Here is a 24,017-nt window from a genome sequence, read left to right as displayed (position 1 = left end):
ATTAAAGGACGAAATCTCATAGGTTTGATTAATGGAAATAGTATTAAACACTTTCATCGCAAGGCAAGCGATTTTAGATATAAATCTTAAAACTATCGGTTATGAATTACTCTTTAGAGACAGTTTAGAAAATGTATTTAATGGGGATTCTCCAGAAAAGCAACCTCAAAAGTTATACTTCAAAACCATATATTGGGTGATTTAGCCGAAGTTTGCTTTGGAAAATTGGCCTTTATTAATTTTGATGAGTTTACCTTATTACAAAATTCGCCTTTGCTTTTTAGCCCAAAAGATATCGTGGTTGAAATTATAGAAACAGTTAACATCTCTGATGAACTCGTTTTTAATGTTGCTCAACTTCATAAAAAGGGTTATGTCATAGCGTTGGATAATTATGATTTCGAAAGTAAATGGGAAGTGTTTTTTCCATATATCTCTATTATTAAAGTTAACATTGAACAGGTTACTTTCACTCAAATAGAAGGGCTGAAAAAATGCCTACTATTAACTAATAGTCATATAAAAATAATTGCTGAACGCATTGAAACAAATCAGCAGTACCAACAATTTAAAGCGCTAGCCATAGATTATTATCAAGGCTACTTTTTTCACAAGCCCGAGATAAAGTCGGGCACGTCTATATCTCCTCTAAAAGTTAATTTAATTCAACTTTTTTTAGAAGCCTACAAACCACACTTAGACTTCAACCAACTGACTGAAATTATTAGCCGTGATGTAACGTTAGTGAGCGGTATATTAAAGTTGGTAAACAGTGCCGCAGAGTGTGGCAATATTGAAATCACCTCTATTAAGCAAGCTATTACCTATTTGGGAACAGATAAAATAAAGCCGTATGTTGCAATTATATCGATGTCAGCATTATCATCTGAAAGTTCGCCAGAACTTTTTATCGAATCTTTAGTACGTGCTAAAATGATGGAACTCATAACGAAAGAAAAATCATTTAGTCACCTTAAAGAAAAAGCTTTTCTAACCGGAATATTGAGTAATTTAGATGCCATATTAAATTTACCCATGGCAGATATTGTAAAGAGTTTTCTTTTTTCATCTGATATCAAACTGGCGTTATCTGAGCAACAAGGTGAATTGTCAGAACTATTAACATTGGCTAAGCATTATGAAGTATCAACGAGTAAGCGTGTTACTCGTTCTATTGACAGTAATAAAATTTCTGAAACTAGACTGTTAAATTGTTATTACGACGCATTAAAGTGGGGGATGAACATCTTTTAAGGTGGTAGCCCTTTGATATTTTATACCACTAGTAACTTTAGCCTTGAATATTATGAGTTCAAGGTTACAGTGACTAAACTTACGAATAACACTAACAACTAATTTTGGGGATGTCTTGCCAGTTACTTGTGGTTACTCTTGTGTTGTTGACTTAAAAAGTGTTTTTTCATTTGTTTAGCAACTAATTTTGGGTATGTCTCGCCAGTTACTTGTGTACTGTGGACTTAAAAAGTGCCGTTTCATTTGCCAGGAGTCTGATTTTCCCTCTGCGCCCAAGGTCAATGTCCCCTTACCGTAACGGCTATTAATACTATCAAGACAATTCATTAGTATTGGGTTTGAATGATCAGATAAAAATAAATCAGCTTGTTGATGTTGTCTGCTTTCCAAGGCGATTGCACCAACACCACAACGATAAAAATGCACACCGGGTATAAATATTTCAGCGAGTATTAAACTGACCGCTGTAGCAATATCACAACTATTATCTGTTGCTAAAGGAAAAGTATAAACCATTGTTTGTTTATAATAATTTTCATCATGTGGGGAGCTTGAAGCGAACACGAGCAGTTTTTTGATAAGTGAAGATTGACGCCTTACTTTTTTAGCGACTATCGTACTATGGGTAGTTAAGGCTGCTTGTAATGTATGTATATCTACAATACGTTGACCAAAACTACGTGTAGAGAATATTTCCCGTTTAGGTGCTTTTACATCATCCCAGCTTAAACAGCTAATCCCCTTTAATTCGTTAACCGTACGTTCAGTGATAACACTAAATTGCTTGCGCATAATTTTAGGGCACTGCATTGATAATTGATGAGCTGTGCTAATATTTTGCTGTTTTAGTCGCTGAGATATTTTATTACCAATACCCCAAACCTCATTTACCGCCATTTTTTCTAATATTTCTTTGGCACTTTGCGCGTTATCAATAATGGCAACACCCTGGTAACCGTCAAGTTTTTTAGCTGCATGATTTGCTGCTTTAGCTAAGGTTGATGTTGTGCCAAAGCCAACTCCCACCGGTAACCGGGTTTCTTTCCAAATAGCACGTCTTATTTCATGGCCGTATTGGTGCCAATCTTTAATAACGCCACTATAGTTTTTAAAATGTAAAAATGACTCATCAATTGAGTAAATATATTGGTCATCACAATACCTAGCAATAACATTCATCATTCTTTCACTTAAGTCAGCATATAGCTCGTAGTTGGAAGAGCGTACCACTACACCATGCTTATGTAGTAAGTCCTTTATCTGAAAATAGGGGGTGAATTTTGGAATACCCAGCCGTCGAGCAATAGGACAAACAGCACAAATGCAGCCGTCGTTATTCGTTAAAACAACAACGGGCTTGTTTCTTATGCTCGGGTCGAAGACTTTTTCTGCGCTGGCATAAAAAGATACTGCATCAACTAATGCATACATGCGGTTAATTCAGGAGCTTGATGATGGAGTCGAATAGAGCGAGTAACAATACCTTCTAATTGAAAGTCGTCTTCGGGCTTGATGCTAACTGGCGCAAAATCTTTAGACGCTGATAACAGCCGAGCTTGCTTTTTATCAATCAACTTACAGACAAAGCAGCCATTGTAATTTGCCACGATGACATCACCATTTCTGGCGGTGAGTGAGCGATCAACGATAAGTAAATCACCATCAAAAATGCCCACACCCTGCATGGACTCACCAGATGCTTGGCCAATAAATGTGGCATTAGGATGCCTAATAAGAAGTTTATCTAATGATAACCCCAGTTCTTTATATTCGGCTGCGGGTGATTCAAACCCTGAAATACCTGCTTCAATGTAAATAGGAATAACTTTCATTACTTAAATCTCACCTGTGTTTTTATACAGTATAGTTTCTAAGTTGATTATTGAACAGAATAATTTAACATTGCTTACGAGTAATGATTACTTTCATTTTGAAATATAGCCGTTAAAATCAGCGCTGCATAAATTTATAGGGTTAACTTAGATGCATGAAAATGCCAATTCGTTAGTGGTACTTGATTTTGAAACCACAGGACTATCACCCAATCAAGGTGATAGAGCGATAGAGATAGGTGCGGTTAGAATTGTAGACGGTAAGGTTACCGATAAATTTCAATCATTAATGAATCCTGGTTTTAGGATCAGTGGTTTTATTGAGCAATACACCGGAATATCTAATCAGATGCTTGCTAAGGTCGGCTCTTGTGGTGAAGTGATGGCACAATTTGCCGATTTTCTGGGTGACGATAATTTACTTGCCCATAATGCTTCCTTTGATCAAAAATTCTTGGACGCTGAGCTTAATAACATTAATCGAAAATACTTTGGGCAATTTATTTGTTCGTTACTTGTCTCTCGCAGAATCAATATAGACGCACCTAATCATAAATTAGGTACGCTTATTCGTTATAAAAATATTCCATCAGATGGGGCTTTTCATCGGGCGTTATTTGATGCTGAGATGACGGCAAAATTGTGGTTGTTGATGCTTGATGATATTGAAGAAAAAATTAACCACGAGTTTGTACCTTTTGCATTAATACAGAAGTTATCAAAGACAGCAAAAAGTGACGTAAGTAAGCTGTTAACTAAATGGTAATTTATCTTGTTGGTTTTTAATTTTTTATCTCAGGTATACTCACAGTTCAACGTTTATTAGAGTTAACATTATCGACTATCCAGATAAAAAAGCCCCAGAAGAAATAGATCCCATACTGCCTTCTATAGCTGTATCAAATTTACAGCTTAAAATAGCTACTTTTAATTTGTTTAATTATCTTGAGCCGCCCAATGCTTTCTATGAATTTGAACGAATTTATAGTGCTGAGCAGTGGCGTAAAAAGCAACATTGGATTGCTGAATATTTACGTGAATATCAACCTGATATTATTGGCTTCCAAGAAGTCTTTAGTCCTGAGTCTCTAGAGCAATTAGTTGCAGAGCAGGGCTATTGTTATTTTGCCGTGGTTGATGAACCACAAGTGATAGATGATTTTATTTATAAACGTCCTGTTGTTGCCATAGCATCTCGTTACCCTATTGTTGAAGTTACTGCGGTAAAAGCAAACACTGAACTTGCACTATCATTAGGTTTAACTGATAAATTCTCTTTTAGCCGAAAAGTGTTAAGGGCAACAGTTGATGTGCCTCATATGGGTAACTGTGATTGTTATGTTGTGCACTTTAAATCTAAGCGCTCTATGATTGAAGTCGATGATAAAAATATAAGTCGCACGCCAGAGCAAACCATTATTGAAAGCCTAAAAGCACAAGTGGCAGGTGGTTGGGGCTCAACGATACAACGTGGCAGTGAAGCGGCGTTATTAATGATTGAAATAATAGCGCGGCGTGAGACTACCGGTCAGCCAATGGTATTAATGGGCGACTTCAATAATACCTTAACTGATGGTGTGCTAAGTCATCTACTGACTAACACCCTACGCTTTGTTTCGGCCATTGACCGTGATGCCTATCTTGCTAAATATTGCTTGCAAGATGCTTGGGATTTATTTCAAGTTGCAGTGAAAAATGAAACTCATCAAGAGGAAAAAATACAGCGCACTCCGACACATTATTTTGGTGCGAGCAGCTCAGTACTTGATTATATATTATTATCATGTGATTTTGACGCTAGTTATCACGATAGTCTTTATCAGGTCAGTGCGTACGACACCTATGATCGACATTTAATTAATCCTATCTTTGAACGAGATGGCGAAAGTACCGATCACGGTATTGCCTTGGTTACACTAACGTTAAGATCATAAATTAGCCAAAGACCCAATAAAAAGGCTCCCAAAGGAGCCTTTTTATTGGTGATACTGAATTTACGTTTTTTTACGTTGCGCTTTAATTGCTAAACCGAAAAGTGCTAGAGCGAATAACCACAGTGTTGCAGGCTCGGGAACTTGAGTGACGGCAATGCTATCTGCAGAAGCTCTGGACTCGCCATTGGTACAATCTTTTTTACCAATAACAGTATCAGCACCAAATTCAATAAAATTACTTGCTGAATAAGCGCCGCCACAATCATCGCCTATGCCCGCTATCATTGAATCAGCACCTGTTTGAACAAAACCTCTAGCAAAAATATAACCTCTAGCCTCAGCGCCGGCGCCGAGTTGTGTGTAACCTGCTGAGCCGGTTTTATCGCCAAGAACATTCCAGATAATAGTGCTGTTATCGGTAACATCTTTCAATATCACTGTTGAGTTTGCAGAGAAGGTCAGATAGTTGGCGATATTAAAAATCCAAGAGCCATCGATACCTTTACCATCAAGCGTTAAGGTTTTACCTATCGCGATGGTTAAATAATTTATTGTGCTGTAAATACCCGCTTCAAGTGTTTCGTCGTTGGTGCCAAAAGTGGTGGATACAAGTTTTGTTCCTGTACCCATGTCTTTTATATCTTGTTGCACAGACGTAATAAGCACTTCCTGACTATCAACGATGGTGGGCAGTGCAACCATTTTCAAAGAATTAGCAGTAAGCGCGCCAACGATTTCAACACTTGCACCAATAGTGGTGGTGGTTCCAGCATCAACATCGCCCCCGAAAAGTGAGCCTGCACCAACGGTTACTGTGCTGCCAGCCAAAACATTGCCGCCAACCTCAACGGTTGCCGCTATGGTTACTGTTGTGCCAGCGCTTAGCTCGCCATCAACTTTTGCACTCGCACCAATAGTTGCTGTGGTACCTGCAATAATAGAGCCATCGACAACAGCAGAAGCGCCTAGGGTAACGGTTGTTGTACTTTGAATATAGCCATCGACACCGGCAGCTGCGCCAAGTGTTACTGCGGTTCCAGCCTCAACGTTACCACCGACAATTGCATCAGCTGCTAGTGTTATCGCCGTAGCACTTTGGATATTGCCACCAATAGTTGTTCGTGCGCCCATGGTTATATAACCACTGGCATAAAGCGACTGGTTATTTAGTTCTGAGCCTAGCAAAGGTTGAAAACTCGCTTGTGCGTCAGACACAGCAAATAACACCAAAATGCAGAGGATTAAATTGATAATTTTCAAATTAGACACCATTTTATATAGCTAGCGTTTAGCATATAAAAAACTTAATTTTTACAGAACAAAAAAACTTATTCTAAGGATTGTACAACTGTACAACTGTATGATAGCAGATAAGACGGTTTTTTGTTTGTTATTTAATCGTTGTTGTTGTAATTTGTTGTAATTATTGTTTTTGTTTTTTTGTTGTGGATCAGGTGATATGTCGGTAAGTTAACGTAATGTCCCCAGAAGTTAACATAATGCGGCTAGAGGTTAACGTGATGTAATGCAAGCGAATCACAATTATAATGGTGCTTGTTAAATAACATAGTAAAAACGAGCCATAGCCAAAATGAATAATTAGTACAAATATAGAGGCCACCTAGACGCGATTTTTAAATATTCAAAGGTTATCCCTGCTTTCTATTCACTGTAATAACTATGTCTAAACCTAAACCCAATAACCAAATAGTGGCAGGCTCAGGTACGTCAACCGCTCCGCAACCTTGGTGTCCAATGATACTGATTGTTGCAGCAAATGTGACGGTACTGGTTGCTGAAAAGCACCACTACAACTTTGATTTATACTTGTCTTCTATTCATTATAATAAATATACCTAAACCCAATAACCAAATAGTGGCAGGCTCAGGTACGTCAACCGCTCCGCAACCTTGGTATCCAATGATACTACTTGCGGCAAATGTGACAGTACTGGTTGCTGAAAAAACACCACCACAACTGTCACCTATACCTGCTACTAAAGAAATAGCCCCGCCATCAATGGCTCCCTTAGAAAGAATATGACCTCTAACTTCTGCACCTGCCCCAAGTGATGTTAAGCCTGCTGTGCTTTCTCCCAGTACGTTCCAAAGAATACTGCTGTTATCGGTGACGTTTAACAATACGACCTTGGAGTCAATGCCAAAGCTTAGATTATTGGCAATATTGAAAACCCAAGAGCCATCCATACCATTGCCATCTAAGGTCAGTGTTTTTCCTGCGGCAATAGTGAGATAATTAACAGAATTATAGACGCCAGCGACGAGTGACTCATCCTCTAGGCCAAAATCAGCCGAATCTATTTCTTCATCGGTTACCAATGCTTTTAGCTCGGCTTGCACCGTGGTAATTTGATTTTCGTTACTGGTAACAACAGGAGCAGGAGGTGGGGCTTTTGATGAGTTGCTGGTAGCTGGTCCACCAGAAATAATAACATTATCAGCAATGGTTGCGGTAGTTCCAGCATCAACATTTTGATGAATATATGACCCCGCAGCTATGGTCACTGTGCTTCCTGCTACAACATTACCCATAACCTCTGCATTTTGCTCTAACGTTACTGTGCTTCCTGCTTCAATATTTCCCTTAACATACACACCGGCGCCGAAGGTTGCTGTGGTACCCGTTTGAACCTTACCGATAACGTTTACATTGGCGCCTAGCGTTGCGGTAGTGCTCGCTTCTATATAGCCATTGACAATAACATTACCGCTTAGGGTTGCTGTAGAGCCAGCCTCAATATTGCCACCAACTTGGCCATTGGCCGCTAATGTTATTGTGGTGAGGGCCTGCATATTACCATGAGTAATCACACCATCAGCCATTGTTATCGTACCGTTTGCATAGACTGATAGATCATTGAGATCTGAATCTAGCAGAGGGTGAAAACTTGCGTTTGCACTAGAAACTAAAATTATCATTAAGATAAAAAAGAGCTGAGTGAGGCGCTGCATAGTAGACTCCATGTCATATATATCAAAATTACAGACGAAAAAACTTAATCCATAAGTTGTATACTTTACACAATATATAATAGGAGGGAGCAGGGCATTTGTACAATAAATGCACGCTTAATTGTAAATATAGTTACCTTTAGTTGTTAAGTTACTGTAAATTTTGTTTATTTTTTTTCTAATTTATCAAATAATTGTTGAGCCAATTGATGTTCTTCAAAATCATCAGGTAAAGCTATTAATTTAATTAATACTTTTTTTGCCTCATGGATACGTTGCAACTTTGCTAGGGCATAAGCAATATGGTATTGAATATCTGGGCTAGTGGAAGATAAGCTGAATGCCTGTCTTAAGTAAGATAGACCCAAATCTAACTCTTCAGATAAAACCAATGCCCAGCCAATAGTATCTATAATGGAAGGCATTCTAGGGTCAAGGTTCAAAGCTTGTTTAGCGGTTTCTATTGCCATAGTAAAGTTCTTATCTCTAATATAAATAGTCGCTAAATTATTCAGTGCTAACGCTCTTTTTGTTGGTGGTATATTATTTTTAAGCAGTATTTGATATTGTTTTTTTGCTTTTTCAAAGTGTTTATTTTCTAGCAAATGATCCGCCAACAAATGACGATGCAATAACAATTGAGGATATTCAGTGATAAGGTTATTTAATTCGGCAATAAATTTTTCTGACAAAGAGGCTGTTTTACTGATTTGATATAACTTACTTAAAGCCGTTAAATTAGTATGATCTTGACTAACCGCCTTTAAATATGAATTAAAAGCTTGAGGCTTATTATTGCCAGCATTATAAATATCGCCTTGTAAAATAGTAAGCTCGACATTGTCTTTAGGTATTCTTTGTTGAGTTTGTGCAAGTAACTCAATGGCTTCGTTAATTTTATTTAATTGAATTTTAATCTTAATAAGTTCAATAACAATGGGTAGTGAATTAGGCGAAAATTTAAAGGCTTTTTCCCGACTATACTCTGCGCCAGCAAAGTCTTCTACTTTTAGTTGTAGTCGACTTAGTTTCATTAATAGTGGCACATTTTCATCAACCAATCCCGCCAATATATCTAATTTACGTTGAGACTTTTTCGGTTGCTCTAATAATAATAATACTTCAGCTTTTTTAAATAAAGCTTGAATATTTAGTCTGTTATCCCGCAACATTTGGTCAATAACTAACAGTGCATCTTGCCATTGTTGTTCAGCAATATAAATATTCGTTAACTCAGTTAGTGCAACTGTCTTTACCGATGGTATTTTAGCTTGCTGCTCAAACCCAGCAATAGCCGCCTCTTTATTACCAAGACGATATTCAACTTTGGCAAGTAATAATGCACTTTGATTATTATTTTTATTTTTATTTAGTACATCGCTCAATATCTTTCTTGCTAAGTCTAGTTTGCCAAGATTAAGTTGTAATAATGCATAACTGGTACTGATTTCACTATTTTGTGGCTGTTTTAGATACAATCTTTCTATAATTTTTTGGGCTTGGCTAAATTGTTGCAATTCAATCAATATTTGTGCAGTTATCAAATGATAGCTGACATTTTCTGGATAAATATCGGTTAATGGTGTTATATAATTTAAGCTTTTTTGAAAAGCTCCTACCCTTAATGACAACAGTGACAACGCGTATTGATAATTTTCACCCCCTTTGATATTTGCGTCTTCTAATAAAGAAAGTGCTTGTTCAATACGGCCTGAGCCTTCTAGTACATTGGCTGAGAGAATCAACACCGCTTCATCTTTAGGGTAATCAACGCGCAGTTTTGATAAAACAAAATCAGCTTTATAATTTTGGTCAAATTTAAGATATAAGCCAGCTAATATCAAGGCGTACTGTTTATTGAAGATCAGATCTTTCTCATTTTTTTCGAGTAATAATAAGGCATGTTTTGGCTCTTGCTGTTGCTGGTAAACATCAGCAAGCAACATGATCTCACTCATTTCAGTTTGAGTAGAGCTTTGACTTAGATATCTTTTGAATTTACTTTCAGCTTGTATCCAATTTTCTTGAGCATAACTGCTCATGGCATCAAGCAATAATAATTGCGGCTGAGAAAGGAGATATGACTCATCAAGCTTAGATAATTGATTACTGAGTTCAACAAGCACTTTTTTTGATAATTCTACTTGGTTAAGCTCTTTTAAAATGAGAGCTTTCATAAATGTTGTTTGAGGGTCATTTTCTGCGGTCTCAAGTACTTTATCTGCAACCTGATTAGCCATGTTAAAGTTTTGAATATCGACATAACAGCCGATTAAAATTCGCAACGTTTCAATATTTTTCGGATTCAGTTCATTCGCTTTAGTTAGGTAGTTAATAGCATCATTAAATTGACCATCACTACGAGCAAGATGACCTTTTAATTGCCAGAGTATTTCGTTGTTAGGCGCAATTTTGTTCGCTTTAGTAAGCAGTACCTTAGCTTTGATATTATTTTTTTGATAAATATAAACTGTTGCTAACCCTAATAATGCATCAATATTATTGGCATACAGAGTGAGGATACTTTGGTAGGTTATTTTGGCGTTTTCTAGGTCATCTAAGCTAATATAAGCTCGTGCTTTTATTTGGTTATACGCTAACTCTCCTTCTTTTTTAAGCGTCATCTTACTGGCAAATGTTAAGGCTTGATCAAACTTACCTTGATTTAAAATGCTCTCACCAAGTGGAAAAACAATCAAGTTATTATCAACACCTTGAGCAAGTAGATCATTGAGTTCTTGCTCAGCAGCAGGGTAAGAATTTTTATCTATTAAAACCTTGGCGAGTAATAATTTGGCCGGTAAATTACGTTCACTTTGCTGCAAAGCATTTTTTAAATGAATATAAGCTGTTTCAATCTTTCCTTGGTTATAAGCTTGAAGTGCGGCTTCATAATGGTTTTTTTCGCTGTTTGCTGCCATTGCCGCATTTACCATTAACACAGCAGCTATTTGAATAAAGGAGATAATTAATTTCCGTATTTTTTTCATCATGACTTATGGCCTTTATTTTCTTCTAACAACATCTCAAACAACAATGTATTAAAAATAGAAATTTGAATTTTATGACTATTTAAGTCATCAGAAAAACATTAAGTGTTGGCTTTGAAAAATGAACCCGTATTAATTTGCTACGTGCTAATCTAACAATTAGCACGCCAACAGCTAAATTATAACCTTGCTGATTAAAGCTCTGTGGTAAATTAAACGATTACGGAGATTATGAACAATATCCTGTCGTTCATCTTTGTAAAAAGCTGGGCCTGATCACTAGGCCTAAAATTTGATAAACTATGTCTAAGTAATAAACTGCCATTCCTTGAGGCTTGATTTCAAGGACCTCATGGTTACTAGAGCAGAAATGGATTGGTTGAATAGCATTTATGCTACTTATAAACCCCACTTATCCATAATATTTTTATAGGTGCCATCGGCTTTTATTTGTTGTAATGCAGCAGATAAAATAGTCACTGTTTTATCTGCTGTTTTAAGTCCAGTCGCGATGAAAAGATCGCCAGGAAAGTCATGTAGTTCAATAAAAGGTTTAATGTCATCTTTGTTAAACCCAATACTCTTCATTTCTCTATCTACTGAAATAAAGTTTGTTAAAATAAAGTCTATTCGTTGTTCAAAGAGCATGCTCCACATATGTTTATAACTAACGGACAAATGTAAATTTTTTTGCTCTAGAAAGCCTGTATTTTTTAAATATTGCTCAGAGTGATAGCCACGGATTGTACCCACGACAAACGACTTTGCCTCTTCAATATTACTAATATTGATATCTTCGCGGTTGCGAAGACCCACCAAAAAAGCTTTGCTCTTAAATATTTGACCAACCCACTGGAAAAGATCTTTGCGGTCAGTACTCTTCATTAAAGAGAGCATAAAAATATCTTTATTATTTAAGGCTAAATCATAACTACGTGCAAAAGGTATAAACTCGATTTGAGCAGAAAGCTGAGTTTTAATCATTAAAGCTTCAATAACATCAACTAAAGCTCCAGCCGGTTTGTTATCTGCGCCCATAAAATGAAAGGGGGGTAAATCTTCTGTAACAAATCTCAGTTGCTGAGCATAACTTGCCCATGAGAATACAAACAATAATAGAGCAACAATCGCTTGCTTAACTATATTATTCATATCGGCTTTCTAGCCAATTTTGATTGATGGAAAATTAAGATATTGATACTTACTCTATTGCACAGTGTTTACCTATTAGTATTGTATTAATAATAAAACGAGTGTTATTGCAAGGGAAGATTACGATTTTTTAGTAAATAAGGCAGCAGGTATCTGTCCAAACTTGGTGTTTTTGTATCATTAGGGGGCACTACCCTGTTGACCTGCTATTGAGCTTTGTATTGCTTAGCAGGGTGAATTTGTTGACACTTTTACATTTATTATCAGGTAATTGTTGGCTAAATAAATAAGCGACTGTCTATTTTTTATAGCCGATATTATCGAAAGGCTAACTGGTTGCTAGATGTTTATATAGTTGTACATAATTGACTTCTAAACTTGAGGTTGTACGCCAAGTTTTGGTTAGGAGACTGTAGGTCATGCCTATTTCTGTCACCAAGTGCATATGTGCTAGCGTCGCCATCGTGTTTAATTCAAGTGGTGTTACAAAGGCTCGCCAGCTGTGTGTACCTATAGGTAAATAACGCATAATATATTCAGCCCCAAGAATGCCTACTAGGTAGGATTTAATCGTGCGATTTAGCGTTGCCATTACCACACAGCCACCCACTTTGCATAATTGGCTACACTGTTTTACCAAGTCTTTTTGGTTGGGAACATGCTCGATGACTTCCGCATTAATCACCACATCGTAGCGATGTTCATCGCTTATACTGGTATGTTGCGCATGTTCGTTGCGATACTCAATATCAAGTTGAGATTTGACCGCATGGCGTTTTGCTACTTCAATACTTACCTCACTCACGTCTATACCGACCACTGTGGCTCCGGCTTTTGCTAAAGGTTCGCAAACCAGACCTGCGCCGCAGCCAACATCTAAAATTTTTAATCCTTGCAGCGGTGCTATATGATTAGGGTCGCGACCATAGAAGGCGCAAATCTCTGCAATAAAATACGCTACGCGTACTCGATTGAATTCGAGTGCCGTTTTGTATTGACCGTTTGGATCCCACCAACTTTCAGCGAACTTATTAAATTTAGCGATTTCTGCTGGACTAAAATTACCAGCTGGCGTGTGTTTAATGGTATTATTTTTCACTGGACTAAGCTTACTTTTGTCTAACATGGTAGGTATATCCATTTTATTTTTGTTAATTAACACAAGGCACCTTTATGGACAATCAACTGAATGTATTAGGTACAGATTTAGAGTTATGTTGTAGTAATACGGGCTATACCCGAAAAGGGTTTTGTTTTGTGCCCGAAGTTGACTTTGGTAACCACAGTGTCTGCGCAATTATGACCGACGATTTTCTACAGTTCTCAAAATTACAAGGCAATGATCTGATCAGCCCTAATTCTCAATATAATTTTCCTGGCTTAAAAGCGGGTGATAAATGGTGTTTATGCGCTGTTCGTTGGTATCACGCTATTGCAGCCAATGTTGCTCCACCTATTGTGCTTGAGGCAACCAACCAAAAAGCACTAACAGTGGTCTCATTAGATGTTTTAAAGGCCCATGAATATCAGCGTTAAGGCGTTACTCTTGTTGATAAAATAACGAACAACACCGATACCACTGTTTAGGTCGAGTTAGCGACTTAATAATCAAGGTCGTATAGCAGAGATAGCAATAACATCATTATAATTTTTTTATCTCTTGGCGAAGTGTGGTGTTGCTATCGGTGACGATTTTCTCCAGTACGATCACTCTTTCAACCAGTATAGCTAATTTCTCTTGTGTTGCTCTTGCGGTATGACTATTAGTTTCTTTTTGTAACGCTAATAATTGTTGATTGGCTGCTGATTTGTAACGAAAGTAATGGCGAACCAAGATAATAATTAATACCGGTGATGTCAGTGTTATCATGACTAAAAATAATTCCAACATAGCTAATTCCCTTTAAATACTTTGAGTGGTTAATGTCGCTTTTGTACTTGTGGCCGATTGATTTTTCCACAAGTTTAAAAAGGTTATTTCACGCTTTTTACCACGGCAAACAAGCAGATGAATGTAAAGAAAAGTTAAAATAATTGAGCTTGCTTTAAATATATTGCCCGCTAAGTCTCCTGCTGCACCACCTGACATGCCAAATATCCCGTAAGCTGCATTCATGAAAATATGCATCCATAAAGGGAACCAAATTCGATAACCATATTCACAAAATAACCATGCAAACCAAGTACCGGCTACCGAAGTTATTGCGAAAGCTGCAAAGGCTGACATTAGGTCATGCCCTTGATATATATGCCCAAAACCAAAGATAACAGAACTAAATAAGGCGGCAGGTATAAATCCTAAGTGGCAATATCGAAATAAAACGCCAAACAATACCGCTCTAAAAAGAATTTCTTCGAACACCCCCGCGTATACCGAGCCAACCATTATCCCTGATAGGGCAAGGTTCAACTCGCTACTTAAATAGGCGTAACCGATTGTCATCGGCAAGCAACAGGCAACCGCCGCTAAAAAGTAATGTTGAAATCCTGCTATTTTTAGACCTAAAATCTCAGTTAAATCAACGTCCTTAAATAGTAAGCTTGCCACTAACACTAAGGGGCTATATATAAAGAGGTAGCTCGCGGGTGTTAATAAAAGGTGTGATTGATTATCTAGTGCCAGTAAAGCTTCACTCCAAGTATCTCCCCAAAAGTATTTCATACTATAGCGACAGAATATAAAGGTAGTGATCATTATTAGTGTTTTAATTTTGTTATTCATATTTACCTGCTTAACTAAAGTTTAAATTTCAAATTAAGCATGACTAACACTCAATTGAATATCCATAAATTAGGGGTAAGCTAATAAAAAAGGTATTACTAACAATATATTGGGATGATTAACAAGCTTTTGGGACTAATGACAAGGCTTGTTTTATTGTCTCTACATAAGAACGAGATACGGGGATAGTAACATCAAGGGGTTTCATCATTAATTTCAAACCGCCAGCATTGCCGGTGCTAAGTTCTACTAAGGCTAGGTTTACAGCATAAGATCGATGGCAGCGCATCACCGTTGAGTCAACAGGAAGTTGTTTTAAGATACTGATCAGTGAACTGCGTAATAATTGATAGCTAACGTTGTTATCTTTAATAATGACTAACTCACAGTAATTGTCAGCGGATTTTATAAATAACAGCTGTGATAAAGCTACTTGTAATTTGTCGCCTTTATTATCACCGGTTAAGGTTAATGGCTGAGTTGATATTCGCTCGCTATTAACAACATTTTCATTTTGTTGATTCGTTGCATTGTCAGTTTCGATAACTTGTCTTGGTAAAGCCGTTTTCTGCGCATGGCGATTGATAAGATACATAAAAATGATTGGAAACAGTCCAATAGCAAAAGTATATAAAATAAACAGTAATTGGTTTTGCCAATGCCAGGAGCCAAGAATAGCCACGACAAAGTAGCTGTGATTAAAGGTAGAAACTATAGCAATGTATAAACAAGGTATGATGATCAAACGTAATATGTTGTTAATCTTCAGGCGAGTTGAAGCTATTTCTAATGCTCCAGAGAGTAATAGCGCGCAGAAGGTTACCAAGCCATACCCGGAAAGTCGTAAGAATTTAAAGGGAATAGTATGGTTGTTGGTGCCAAAAGGCTGGAATACAAATAAAACGAATAAGGTAACCGTGGAGAAAAGTACCGCACGCTGTAAAACTACTTTTCTGGATGCAAAATCATCCTTCAACCACAGGCTCATTATTTAAAATCTTTTGAATATACAATGGATAAGAAAAGTAACATATATTAACCGTTAGTTGCTGATATTTTTAAAATTAATAGCACTAAAATTATCAATGAAGCCTTTGTAGTTAATTAACTCTTATAACAGGATATTGCCACTCACTGATTATTTTATCAATCTTTCCCGTTATCTTCAGTTGATTAATTGCATAGCGTAACTGTTCAATTATATAGGGTGATGTTTTTATATTACAGGCAAAATAATAGTCTAAGGGCTTTGTATTTAGTTGGTAAACATTTTCAAATAAATTAGGGTTTAAATTATTAAATTGAGCGCGATACCTAATGGTATATCCATCGGCTAAAATCAAATCGATACTTTTACGCTTAACTAACAGCATTAATAATGAATGAGTATTATTAACGACAGTTAAATTGAGACCTTCTGTAAAGCCTTCTTTCACTAAAAGTTGGTGGGTAACATCATCACGGATCACGGCAATCATATGTTTCTTTGCATCTTCTAATGAAGTAATACTTAGCTTTCGTGCAGTTAAACCGATAAAAGAAATATTACGCTCGGCGATGGTATTTACCCAAATAAATTGCTCTTCACGTGCTGGGGTTCGGGCAATAGAATAAATACAGGTGTTTTCTTTATTCAAAGCCATATTAAGTGATCTCGCCCACGGATAGACATTGATATTGAATGTGTACGGTGTACTCGACAGCGCCGAAGAGACTATTTCTGTGGCGAATCCCATTACTTTATTGGGTGTATCTATTTGAAAAGGGGGCAGGTGCTCGGTTACGATTTCAATATGAGGCTGAAAAGTAATCTCTTGTGAGCTTGTTGATAGCGTAAAAAAGCAAAGAAACAAGGTTAAGTATTTGATTTTATTGTAGGTGGTCACTATAGGGTTAATCTTCCTTGATTTATAGATAAAAAAGATTAACACTAAAATTGCTGAAAAACCACTCAACAAAGTCGCAGCGAGAAATTACTGAGTGTTTTACATGATGGTATTTCTCTATACATTACTGCAAGTTTTGGTGTGGCTGATTTTAATGCTCAAATGAATGAATTATAAGATCTGATAAAACTTGCTGATGTGGCTTTATATAAAGCTAAAAACAGTGGGCGAACTATCGTTTGTCAGATGCAAGAAACACCTAAAGAAAATGACAACGAAGCAGTAAATATTATCCATACAGTAAACTAGAATCACCATAACCCCGCTATTTTATTATCTCAGTTAGCCTGACAAACATTATTTATATTAAAACCGATCTTTTAAAGATTTAACGTTAATTTTTTGTTAATATTGTTATTTAGCGTTATATTACTTTTTTTGTAAAGGGTGATAAAATTTCAACATAACAAATCAATGAACAAAGAAAAGTTACACTTTATTTTTCGTTCATCCCCTTTTTGCTCATTATAATCGCCACTTAAAACGGTTAAACCAGATAGTCGTTTTCGTTAAGGTATTTTAATGACCAAAAAATATATTTATAAAGGAATATATGTGAAAAAGTTAATAACGATTGTTTTATTTATTTTATCTGTTCAAGGATGTGGAGGAGGTTCTAGTAGCGACAGCACTAAAGCTAATGGAACGAACACCGATGTGGCCGTTGTTCCTCTTGATTATAAAAGTATTAAATATAAAAATGAAATATCAAACAAATATAACGCTGTTTTTAGAGGGGGGATCACTTTAAAAATTCCTCTTAGTTGGTATCAAGAACAAAGCCTTGATCCAGAGCCTCTTGTACTTAGTACTTTTTATTCCGAAGGTACTTCTCCTAAAGTTATTACTATCGTAAAAACTGACAGTTTTATTCAAAGTAGGCAAGGACTTTCAAACATAAGTGAAGTCTCTTCTAAGCCCATTAACTTTTCGAGCTTTGAGGGAACAGAGGTTATATTTACGGCGAATATTGACGATGTTGCGTTAAAATTTATGCAAAGTTATGTGGAAGTGAACTCTGTTTACTATTCTATTTTCTTTTTTTCGGAAGCCCAAGAGTTTGATCGGTATATCGAAGTTTCTCGATATATTGCCCGGACTTCGCACCTGAGTATATTAACGCATGAGACTACCGAGATAAGTGTAACAAAGGCAGATGATGATTTTTTATTGTTGATTTGTGAACCATCAGCACAGAATTCTAATGAATATCAGCTCTATGGCAAAATTATGTCGCAGGAGCTCACTTTTAGTGAACAATTTTTAATTGATGATAAATCTTTAGGTTGTTTAAATGTCAATGCTAAATACAGTCAGGGTTCATATCTCGTTGTATATGGCGCTGATTATAATGATCGACACCTTGTTGCTAAAAGAGTCTCAAAAACGGGAGTGGTTTTAGATGATGTTCGTATTCCAGTATCATTTTATAGTAAATACATAGATTTATATTTAGAACGAGAGTTTTCACTTAGTAATAACAACAAAGAAATAAACATTCTTTTTGATGGTGATAAATATTTAGTTACTTGGCGCTGGAAAACAGGAAATAGCAGTGAACATATCATGGGGCGTTACATTGATACTTCGGGTGTCACTTCAGAGATATTTTCTATTCATGAATATGTAGACGGTCTTATTGATAATACGATTAAAGCGGCTATTAGTAACAATCAAATTTTAGTTTCTTGGTCAACTAAAGAGTCGAATAATGGTGATTTCCCTATAGTTACCTATGGAAAATTTATTAATGACATTGATATTGACGTTGTTAGGAAAATTGAACCTTCAATCATAGATGAAAATAATGTCACTACTGCACGATTCCAAGATTTAACACCCATCGATAATGGCTTTGTTTTCTCATGGGTACAAGGGGGGTACTGTAGTACATGTGAAGGTTTGAGTGACGAGGCAATTAAAGCCAGAATAATTAACCGTGATGGTTTGCTAACAGATGTAAAGGTATCTTCTAACGTCATAACTGTCGCAGAGCAAACTACTTCTGGAGGTGCTAGCATTGGTGAAGCAGGAGATAGAAGTTATTTTAATATTCAAAACTTAGATAATAAGTTACTTTTCTCTTGGATCACCGGGGGAGCATTTGAAGAAACTATTTATTACATGGTTAGTGATCAAAGCCTAACTGAAATGTCAGATATTACGATCAGAAATAAAAAAATAGGTTACATGCCTAGCTTAGCTGAAATAAAAGTCACTTATTCTGAAGATAGGTTGTTTATCTTTCAGACTGCCTATAAAGGTACGGCTGTTTGGGCTGAAAATAAACCAAGTCAGTAGATTAAATAAAAATAGACAGTTGAATTGTTTCGGTTGCAATATCGGTCGTTTATTGTCAAATAGTTCACTGACAATAGCCTTTAAAACCTGTGGTTATAGTACTTAATCGATACGATATAGCTAGGTTATTTTAAGACGTTATTGGGGATTGTTGAATTTAAAACTGCCCGATACGGGCAGTTTTATTTAGTTAGTAAAGGTTAAAAACTGATAGTTAATGACTGGGCTATCAGGTAAATATCTATAATTAATGGCTTCAAAGAGTCGGTTTTCTTGCCGACATCTAAGCCATTAGGTTAATACTATTTTGGTTTTATTTTTACTTAACGCCGTAACACCAGAACCAATAACTAAGATCATTGCACCGACAATACTGGTAGTATTGAGTGGTTCGTTTGTAATCGCTCCTGGAGAAATATAATTAATGATCTGCATAAAAATTAAGGTCAATAACGGCGTTATGGCTAATGTTGCGCTAACACGAGACGCTTCCCAATGTTCAAGAGCTTCTGCAAAAGCGCCATAAGCCAAAAGCGTATTTGCCCCACAAAAAATTAACAGTAACCAGCCTATAGTATCTAGTTCAAACACTAAAGATGGGGCCGACAACGGTAAAAATACCAAGGTTCCCGCTAAATAAATCAGTATCATAATTTCTTCAGAGGCAAAATTTTTCAACAGTTGCTTTTGTGCTAAGGCATAAATAGCCCAAAGAATTGCCGCAAGAATAATAAAGAAAAGACCAAGAGCATAGTTACCCTGAAAACTAAATAATTGTTCAAATCGCTGATTAAAAAATAATACCAGTCCTAAGATAAAGGTTAACAAGCCCACTTTTTGTTTGGTATTAAACGACTCTTTAAAAACACAAACACCACCAATAAGTAATAACATCGGTGCTATTTGAATCATGACCTGTGTGCTTTCTGGTGATGTTAAGGCCAAGCCCATCATATAGAGAATGTAGTTTGCTAATAAACCAAAGACGGTAAGTATCATTAACACCAGGACTCTATTGTTCTTAAGTGATGATAATGAAGGTAAGCGTTTGGTGATAACTAAGTATCCGCCCAAAAATACGGCCGCAATAAGAAAACGAAACCAAGTAATGGTATTTACGTCCATATATTGCAATAGCTCTTTGAGCGCAATCGGTAAAACGCCCCATAATATTGCCGTAGTAAGGGATAAAAATAACCCCAGTTGCCATCGACCACTAATTTCATGCATAGGAAAAGCTCAGCTTAAAATGCCACATTGAGCATTTCTTTAAAAGTGAGATATTATCCATAAACTGCTTGAAAAATACTATCGTTATTAACGCTAGTATTGTGTTTTATCAGAGATAAAAGCGAAAGTTATCTTATAAGCAGCAATTAAAGCCATCAGCTTTAACAAAGAGGGCGTTTGAGTGGAATTACCCATAAATATCCTAGATGAATTGAAAATGGTTAAACTGAGCTTAAAAGAATACTGGTCTCACTGTTAAGTACACCTTCTATTGTTCTAACATCTCGCAGTACGTGGTCAAACTCGAGTAAATTTGATGTTTTAACCTCAGCCACTAAATCCCAAGTACCGTTAGTTGTGTGAATCTTATCAAGTTGGGCAATACCACGCAGTTTATTAATCACTTGTGTGGTCGACCTACCGACAACTTCTATCATCATTATAGCTTTAACGACTTCAGTTTCTAACTCATCATGAGCTCGAATCGTGAATCCCAAAATAGCGCCAGAATTAATCAGTCGATCCATTCTATTTTGTACTGTGCCACGCGAGACGTGGAGTGACTTTGCCAACTTAGAAATAGAGGCTCTAGCATCAAGGCGTAAAATAGCAATGAGCTCTTTATCAATAGCATCGTAAAGAAATACCCGCTTCTTCAGGTTCTTGTTATCGGTCATACTCGGCTCCAAATTATCATTTTGACAATAAAACTAAACAATATGATAAATATTTACTCAATAATTGCAACATATTGCCATTTTGATTGGCACCTTCAGCATATAGTATAGGGTTCAGTTAAATAACAGCTTTGTATAGCGCTCTGCTTTATCTGCCAAGAGACTGATTATGATAAAGCATAAAATACAAGGTAACAGAGAGAAATTATGCCAGTATTTCCACAAGCACCAAATGCGGTCGTGATGATCCGCCCACATCACTTTTTTCCTAACGAAGAAACAAAGCAAGACAATAGCTTTCAGTCAACAGAGCTTGTAAACCAAGAGCAAATTAAAGCCCTCGCTTTTGATCAAGTAACTAGCGCAGCAAGCATACTTGCAGAAGAAGGGATCGTTGTTCACCTCTTTGAAGATGAAGGACTTGAAACACCCGATTCAGTATTTCCTAATAATTGGTTTTCAACACATAGTGGTGGTCAAGTCGCAATTTACCCTATGTATGCAAAAAATCGCCGCAAGGAACGCCGCACAGACATTATCGCCATGCTTAAACAACAGTATCGTGTGCAAGTCGTTTTTGATTATTCTGGATTAGAATATGATGATATTTATTTAGAGGGTACTGGTGCTATGGTGCTAGACCATATTGAACGCATTGCTTATGCGGTTAGTTCAAAAAGAACAGATTCACATGTCCTTGAACGCTTTTGCGCTCACTTTAATTTTGAACCTATGGTTTTCGATGCTCAAGACAAAAAGGGCACTCGTGTTTACCATACCAATGTATTAATGTGTATTGGCAGTGATTTTGTCATGGCCGGGTTTGAAATGATGACCAATCCTAAACGCCGAGATGAAATTATTAAGCGCTTTGAAAATGCAGGTAAAAAAATTATTTATTTAACCGAGCAGCAAATCAATCATTTTTGCGGTAATGCACTCGAATTGCAAGGGACTTCTGGGCGCATACTTGCGCTTTCGTTAACTGCCTATAACGCATTAACACCACAGCAAATAACCTTGCTAGAAGAAACAGTGAAATTAGTTCCTCTGAATGTCTCTGCCATTGAAATGGCTGGTGGCTCAGTACGTTGCATGTTGGCAGGGGTTCACTTGTCAAAAAGATAATTTATTGATTAACGATTGAGTCAAAAAAATTAAGCATATAATTTAAAAAAGTATCGTACTATACTGAAAATTAAAGAGTAAATAAGGCAAGTAAATGGTTAATGAGATTGTAAGCGCTATCAACAATATCCTTTGGGGCCAAGGCCAAATATTAATTTACTTGTTACTTTTTGCCGGATTTTGGTTTTCGTTCAAACTTCGCTGGATACAGATATTGCAATTCAAATATATGTTTACGGTGATGAAAGGCAGTACGCAATCTGACAAGTCAGGTATTAGTTCTTTTCAAGCCTTATGTACGGGGCTTTCGGCGCGAGTTGGTACGGGTAATTTAGCGGGTGTTGCCATGGCTATTTCGCTGGGTGGCAGTGGCGCGGTATTTTGGATGTGGGTCATTGCATTATTGGGTATGGCGACCGGCTTTGCTGAAAGTGTTCTTGGCCAGTTATATAAAGTGCGAGATGAACATAAAGAATTCAGGGGCGGCCCAGCTTATTATATTCGGGCAGGACTCAACAAACCTTGGCTGGCTATTCTTTTTTCGCTTTGTCTCTTTTTAGGTTACGGTCTTACTTTTAGTGCAATGCAAGCCAACACCATCGCAGATGCATTAAACAATACTTTTACTATTCCTCGTGAATATTCAGGCGTAGTTATTGCGGTACTCGCCGGCAGTATCGTTGTAGGTGGCATGCGCAGTATTGCCCGATTTGCCGAACTTATTGTCCCTTTTATGGGGTTAGCCTTTGTCGGGACAGCGGTCGTTATTACCTTGATGAACATTCAACTTTTACCCTCAATGTTTGTCGATATATTTTATTCAGCTTTTGGTTTAAATGAAGCGGGTGCCGGCGCTTTAGGTGCAGCTATTAAGAATGGCATTCAACGAGGCTTATATTCAAATGAGGCTGGAGCAGGTAGTGTGCCTCATGCAGCCGCAGGCGCTTCACCTGTTCCTAATCATCCTGTTGCTCAGGGTTATGTACAAATGCTAGGGGTTTTCTTAGATACCATGGTGCTTTGTAGTTGCACAGCAGTAGTTATTTTGTTGTCAGATATTAATATCAGTGGCGAAATGGAAGGTATTCGAATGACACAAAATGCGATGACGAGCCATTTTGGTAGTGGTGGAAACTACTTTGTTGCCGCCGCGATTACCTTATTCGCTTTCACCTCTGTGGTTGCTAATTATGCTTATGCAGAGAGTAATTTACATTTATTTAAACTAGACAATAAAGTAGGGCGACTCTTTTATACCAGCATTTATCTATTTATGGTGTTTTGGGGAGCAACGGCTTCGTTGAAAGAAGTGTGGGGATTAGCAGATATGGCACTAGGGTTAATGACGCTGGTGAATATCTACGCCATTATTTTACTGACCCCAACCGTATTGAATTTAACTAAAGACTTTCGCGAGAAACTCAAAGAAAATGGTAAGCCTACTTTTTTACTTGATGATGTCGAAATACAAGGCAAAACAGAGCCCGGTGTCTGGACAGCGAATAAAGCCAAAGAAACGTTATAATTGCTTTGATATATAAAAAGCCGCTAAAAGATTTTAGACGCTTGTTTCATGGCGCTATAGGTTATAGACAATAGGGATTCATTGACGGCTTATTATGAACACCATGAATTTAAACGACGACAAAATCTAACATGCTGGTAAAAACTATTAGCATAGTTATTTTTAGCATGGTTATTTTGTGAAATAATATGTAATAAACTATGGACTCAACCGTCTATCGTTAAGTGTGCTTTAAATCCCCATAAACAGGAATTCCCGTCATATGTAGACTTTTTCAATAATATTATAAGTTTTATTCAACTACTCGATAGGTTTGCGTATAACTTCTGGAAGCATTTAAATGTTTGTATTCG

Annotated in this window: 22 protein-coding genes; 8 read left to right on the top strand and 14 right to left on the bottom strand. The window is 36.9% G+C overall.

Features of this window, described 5'->3' with window-relative positions:
- Nucleotides 1-31: 31 nt before the first annotated feature.
- Nucleotides 32-205, top strand: a complete 174-nt coding sequence (locus tag H4J57_RS10820; RefSeq protein ID WP_182242850.1) for a hypothetical protein — start codon at nucleotides 32-34, stop codon at nucleotides 203-205.
- A 20-nt stretch (nucleotides 206-225) separates the two neighbouring features.
- Complete coding sequence (locus H4J57_RS10815; protein ID WP_182242848.1) at nucleotides 226-1,254, top strand: EAL and HDOD domain-containing protein; 1,029 nt, start codon at nucleotides 226-228, stop codon at nucleotides 1,252-1,254.
- A gap of 174 nt (nucleotides 1,255-1,428) precedes the next feature.
- On the opposite strand, the gene H4J57_RS10810 is transcribed toward H4J57_RS10815, so the two are convergent.
- Together H4J57_RS10810 and H4J57_RS10805 are read right to left on the bottom strand one after the other, a co-directional pair.
- On the bottom strand, nucleotides 1,429-2,685 hold the full coding sequence (locus H4J57_RS10810) for a Y-family DNA polymerase (RefSeq protein ID WP_182242846.1): 1,257 nt from the start codon (nucleotides 2,683-2,685) through the stop codon (nucleotides 1,429-1,431).
- On the bottom strand, nucleotides 2,673-3,086 hold the full coding sequence (locus H4J57_RS10805; protein ID WP_146801079.1) for a LexA family transcriptional regulator: 414 nt from the start codon (nucleotides 3,084-3,086) through the stop codon (nucleotides 2,673-2,675). The genes H4J57_RS10810 and H4J57_RS10805 overlap by 13 nt, the downstream gene beginning before the upstream one ends.
- A gap of 151 nt (nucleotides 3,087-3,237) precedes the next feature.
- On the opposite strand from H4J57_RS10805, the gene H4J57_RS10800 reads away from it, so the two are divergent.
- On the top strand, nucleotides 3,238-3,852 hold the full coding sequence (locus H4J57_RS10800) for a PolC-type DNA polymerase III (protein ID WP_182222326.1): 615 nt from the start codon (nucleotides 3,238-3,240) through the stop codon (nucleotides 3,850-3,852).
- Between the two features lie 166 nt (nucleotides 3,853-4,018).
- Nucleotides 4,019-5,020: an endonuclease/exonuclease/phosphatase family protein gene (locus H4J57_RS10795; protein ID WP_259366844.1), complete on the top strand. Its 1,002-nt coding sequence runs from the start codon at nucleotides 4,019-4,021 to the stop codon at nucleotides 5,018-5,020.
- 60 nt (nucleotides 5,021-5,080) lie between these two features.
- On the opposite strand, the gene H4J57_RS10790 is transcribed toward H4J57_RS10795, so the two are convergent.
- The 6 genes from H4J57_RS10790 to ubiG form a co-directional block, all read right to left on the bottom strand.
- The gene (locus H4J57_RS10790) at nucleotides 5,081-6,280 is read right to left on the bottom strand and encodes an ice-binding family protein (protein WP_259366843.1); all 1,200 of its coding nucleotides are present in this window, start codon (nucleotides 6,278-6,280) and stop codon (nucleotides 5,081-5,083) included.
- Nucleotides 6,281-6,669: 389 nt separating this feature from the next.
- On the bottom strand, nucleotides 6,670-6,777 hold the full coding sequence (locus H4J57_RS20370; RefSeq protein ID WP_409049408.1) for a PEP-CTERM sorting domain-containing protein: 108 nt from the start codon (nucleotides 6,775-6,777) through the stop codon (nucleotides 6,670-6,672).
- 64 nt (nucleotides 6,778-6,841) lie between these two features.
- Complete coding sequence (locus tag H4J57_RS10780; RefSeq protein ID WP_182242842.1) at nucleotides 6,842-7,993, bottom strand: ice-binding family protein; 1,152 nt, start codon at nucleotides 7,991-7,993, stop codon at nucleotides 6,842-6,844.
- 167 nt (nucleotides 7,994-8,160) lie between these two features.
- Nucleotides 8,161-10,986: an XrtA/PEP-CTERM system TPR-repeat protein PrsT gene (gene prsT, locus H4J57_RS10775; RefSeq protein WP_182242840.1), complete on the bottom strand. Its 2,826-nt coding sequence runs from the start codon at nucleotides 10,984-10,986 to the stop codon at nucleotides 8,161-8,163.
- A 396-nt stretch (nucleotides 10,987-11,382) separates the two neighbouring features.
- Nucleotides 11,383-12,135 carry an ABC transporter substrate-binding protein gene (locus H4J57_RS10770; RefSeq protein WP_182242838.1) on the bottom strand — a complete coding sequence of 251 codons (753 nt, stop codon included), beginning with the start codon at nucleotides 12,133-12,135 and terminating at the stop codon, nucleotides 11,383-11,385.
- A 328-nt stretch (nucleotides 12,136-12,463) separates the two neighbouring features.
- On the bottom strand, nucleotides 12,464-13,297 hold the full coding sequence (gene ubiG, locus H4J57_RS10765; protein WP_310733722.1) for a bifunctional 2-polyprenyl-6-hydroxyphenol methylase/3-demethylubiquinol 3-O-methyltransferase UbiG: 834 nt from the start codon (nucleotides 13,295-13,297) through the stop codon (nucleotides 12,464-12,466).
- Nucleotides 13,298-13,308: 11 nt separating this feature from the next.
- Here ubiG and H4J57_RS10760 point away from each other — a divergent pair, with 11 nt between their 5' ends.
- Nucleotides 13,309-13,671, top strand: a complete 363-nt coding sequence (locus H4J57_RS10760) for a DUF2237 family protein (protein WP_182169595.1) — start codon at nucleotides 13,309-13,311, stop codon at nucleotides 13,669-13,671.
- Nucleotides 13,672-13,777: 106 nt separating this feature from the next.
- Here H4J57_RS10760 and H4J57_RS10755 read toward each other — a convergent pair whose 3' ends face one another.
- The 4 genes from H4J57_RS10755 to H4J57_RS10740 form a co-directional block, all read right to left on the bottom strand.
- On the bottom strand, nucleotides 13,778-14,026 hold the full coding sequence (locus H4J57_RS10755; protein WP_182242836.1) for a hypothetical protein: 249 nt from the start codon (nucleotides 14,024-14,026) through the stop codon (nucleotides 13,778-13,780).
- 12 nt (nucleotides 14,027-14,038) lie between these two features.
- Complete coding sequence (locus tag H4J57_RS10750; protein WP_182242834.1) at nucleotides 14,039-14,857, bottom strand: CPBP family intramembrane glutamic endopeptidase; 819 nt, start codon at nucleotides 14,855-14,857, stop codon at nucleotides 14,039-14,041.
- A gap of 118 nt (nucleotides 14,858-14,975) precedes the next feature.
- Complete coding sequence (locus H4J57_RS10745) at nucleotides 14,976-15,845, bottom strand: LytTR family DNA-binding domain-containing protein (protein ID WP_182242832.1); 870 nt, start codon at nucleotides 15,843-15,845, stop codon at nucleotides 14,976-14,978.
- A gap of 112 nt (nucleotides 15,846-15,957) precedes the next feature.
- Nucleotides 15,958-16,743 (bottom strand): ABC transporter substrate-binding protein, encoded by a 786-nt coding sequence (locus H4J57_RS10740; RefSeq protein WP_182214073.1) that lies wholly within the window; start codon nucleotides 16,741-16,743, stop codon nucleotides 15,958-15,960.
- 615 nt (nucleotides 16,744-17,358) lie between these two features.
- Here H4J57_RS10740 and H4J57_RS10735 point away from each other — a divergent pair.
- Nucleotides 17,359-19,104, top strand: a complete 1,746-nt coding sequence (locus H4J57_RS10735; RefSeq protein WP_182242830.1) for a hypothetical protein — start codon at nucleotides 17,359-17,361, stop codon at nucleotides 19,102-19,104.
- Between the two features lie 291 nt (nucleotides 19,105-19,395).
- On the opposite strand, the gene H4J57_RS10730 is transcribed toward H4J57_RS10735, so the two are convergent.
- Together H4J57_RS10730 and H4J57_RS10725 are read right to left on the bottom strand one after the other, a co-directional pair.
- Nucleotides 19,396-20,334: a DMT family transporter gene (locus H4J57_RS10730; protein ID WP_182242829.1), complete on the bottom strand. Its 939-nt coding sequence runs from the start codon at nucleotides 20,332-20,334 to the stop codon at nucleotides 19,396-19,398.
- Between the two features lie 221 nt (nucleotides 20,335-20,555).
- Complete coding sequence (locus tag H4J57_RS10725; protein ID WP_182214067.1) at nucleotides 20,556-21,011, bottom strand: Lrp/AsnC family transcriptional regulator; 456 nt, start codon at nucleotides 21,009-21,011, stop codon at nucleotides 20,556-20,558.
- Between the two features lie 207 nt (nucleotides 21,012-21,218).
- Between H4J57_RS10725 and ctlX the strand changes: the two genes are divergently transcribed.
- Together ctlX and H4J57_RS10715 are read left to right on the top strand one after the other, a co-directional pair.
- Nucleotides 21,219-22,139: a citrulline utilization hydrolase CtlX gene (gene ctlX, locus H4J57_RS10720; RefSeq protein WP_182242827.1), complete on the top strand. Its 921-nt coding sequence runs from the start codon at nucleotides 21,219-21,221 to the stop codon at nucleotides 22,137-22,139.
- A gap of 94 nt (nucleotides 22,140-22,233) precedes the next feature.
- Nucleotides 22,234-23,664, top strand: a complete 1,431-nt coding sequence (locus H4J57_RS10715) for a sodium:alanine symporter family protein (protein ID WP_182242825.1) — start codon at nucleotides 22,234-22,236, stop codon at nucleotides 23,662-23,664.
- The last annotated feature ends 353 nt before the right edge of the window (nucleotides 23,665-24,017 follow it).

The organism is Colwellia sp. BRX8-7 (assembly GCF_014077275.1).
GTDB lineage: Bacteria > Pseudomonadota > Gammaproteobacteria > Enterobacterales > Alteromonadaceae > Colwellia_A.
The sequence above is the reverse complement of the archived record's forward strand: the minus strand, read 5'-3'. Positions and strand labels throughout refer to the sequence as shown.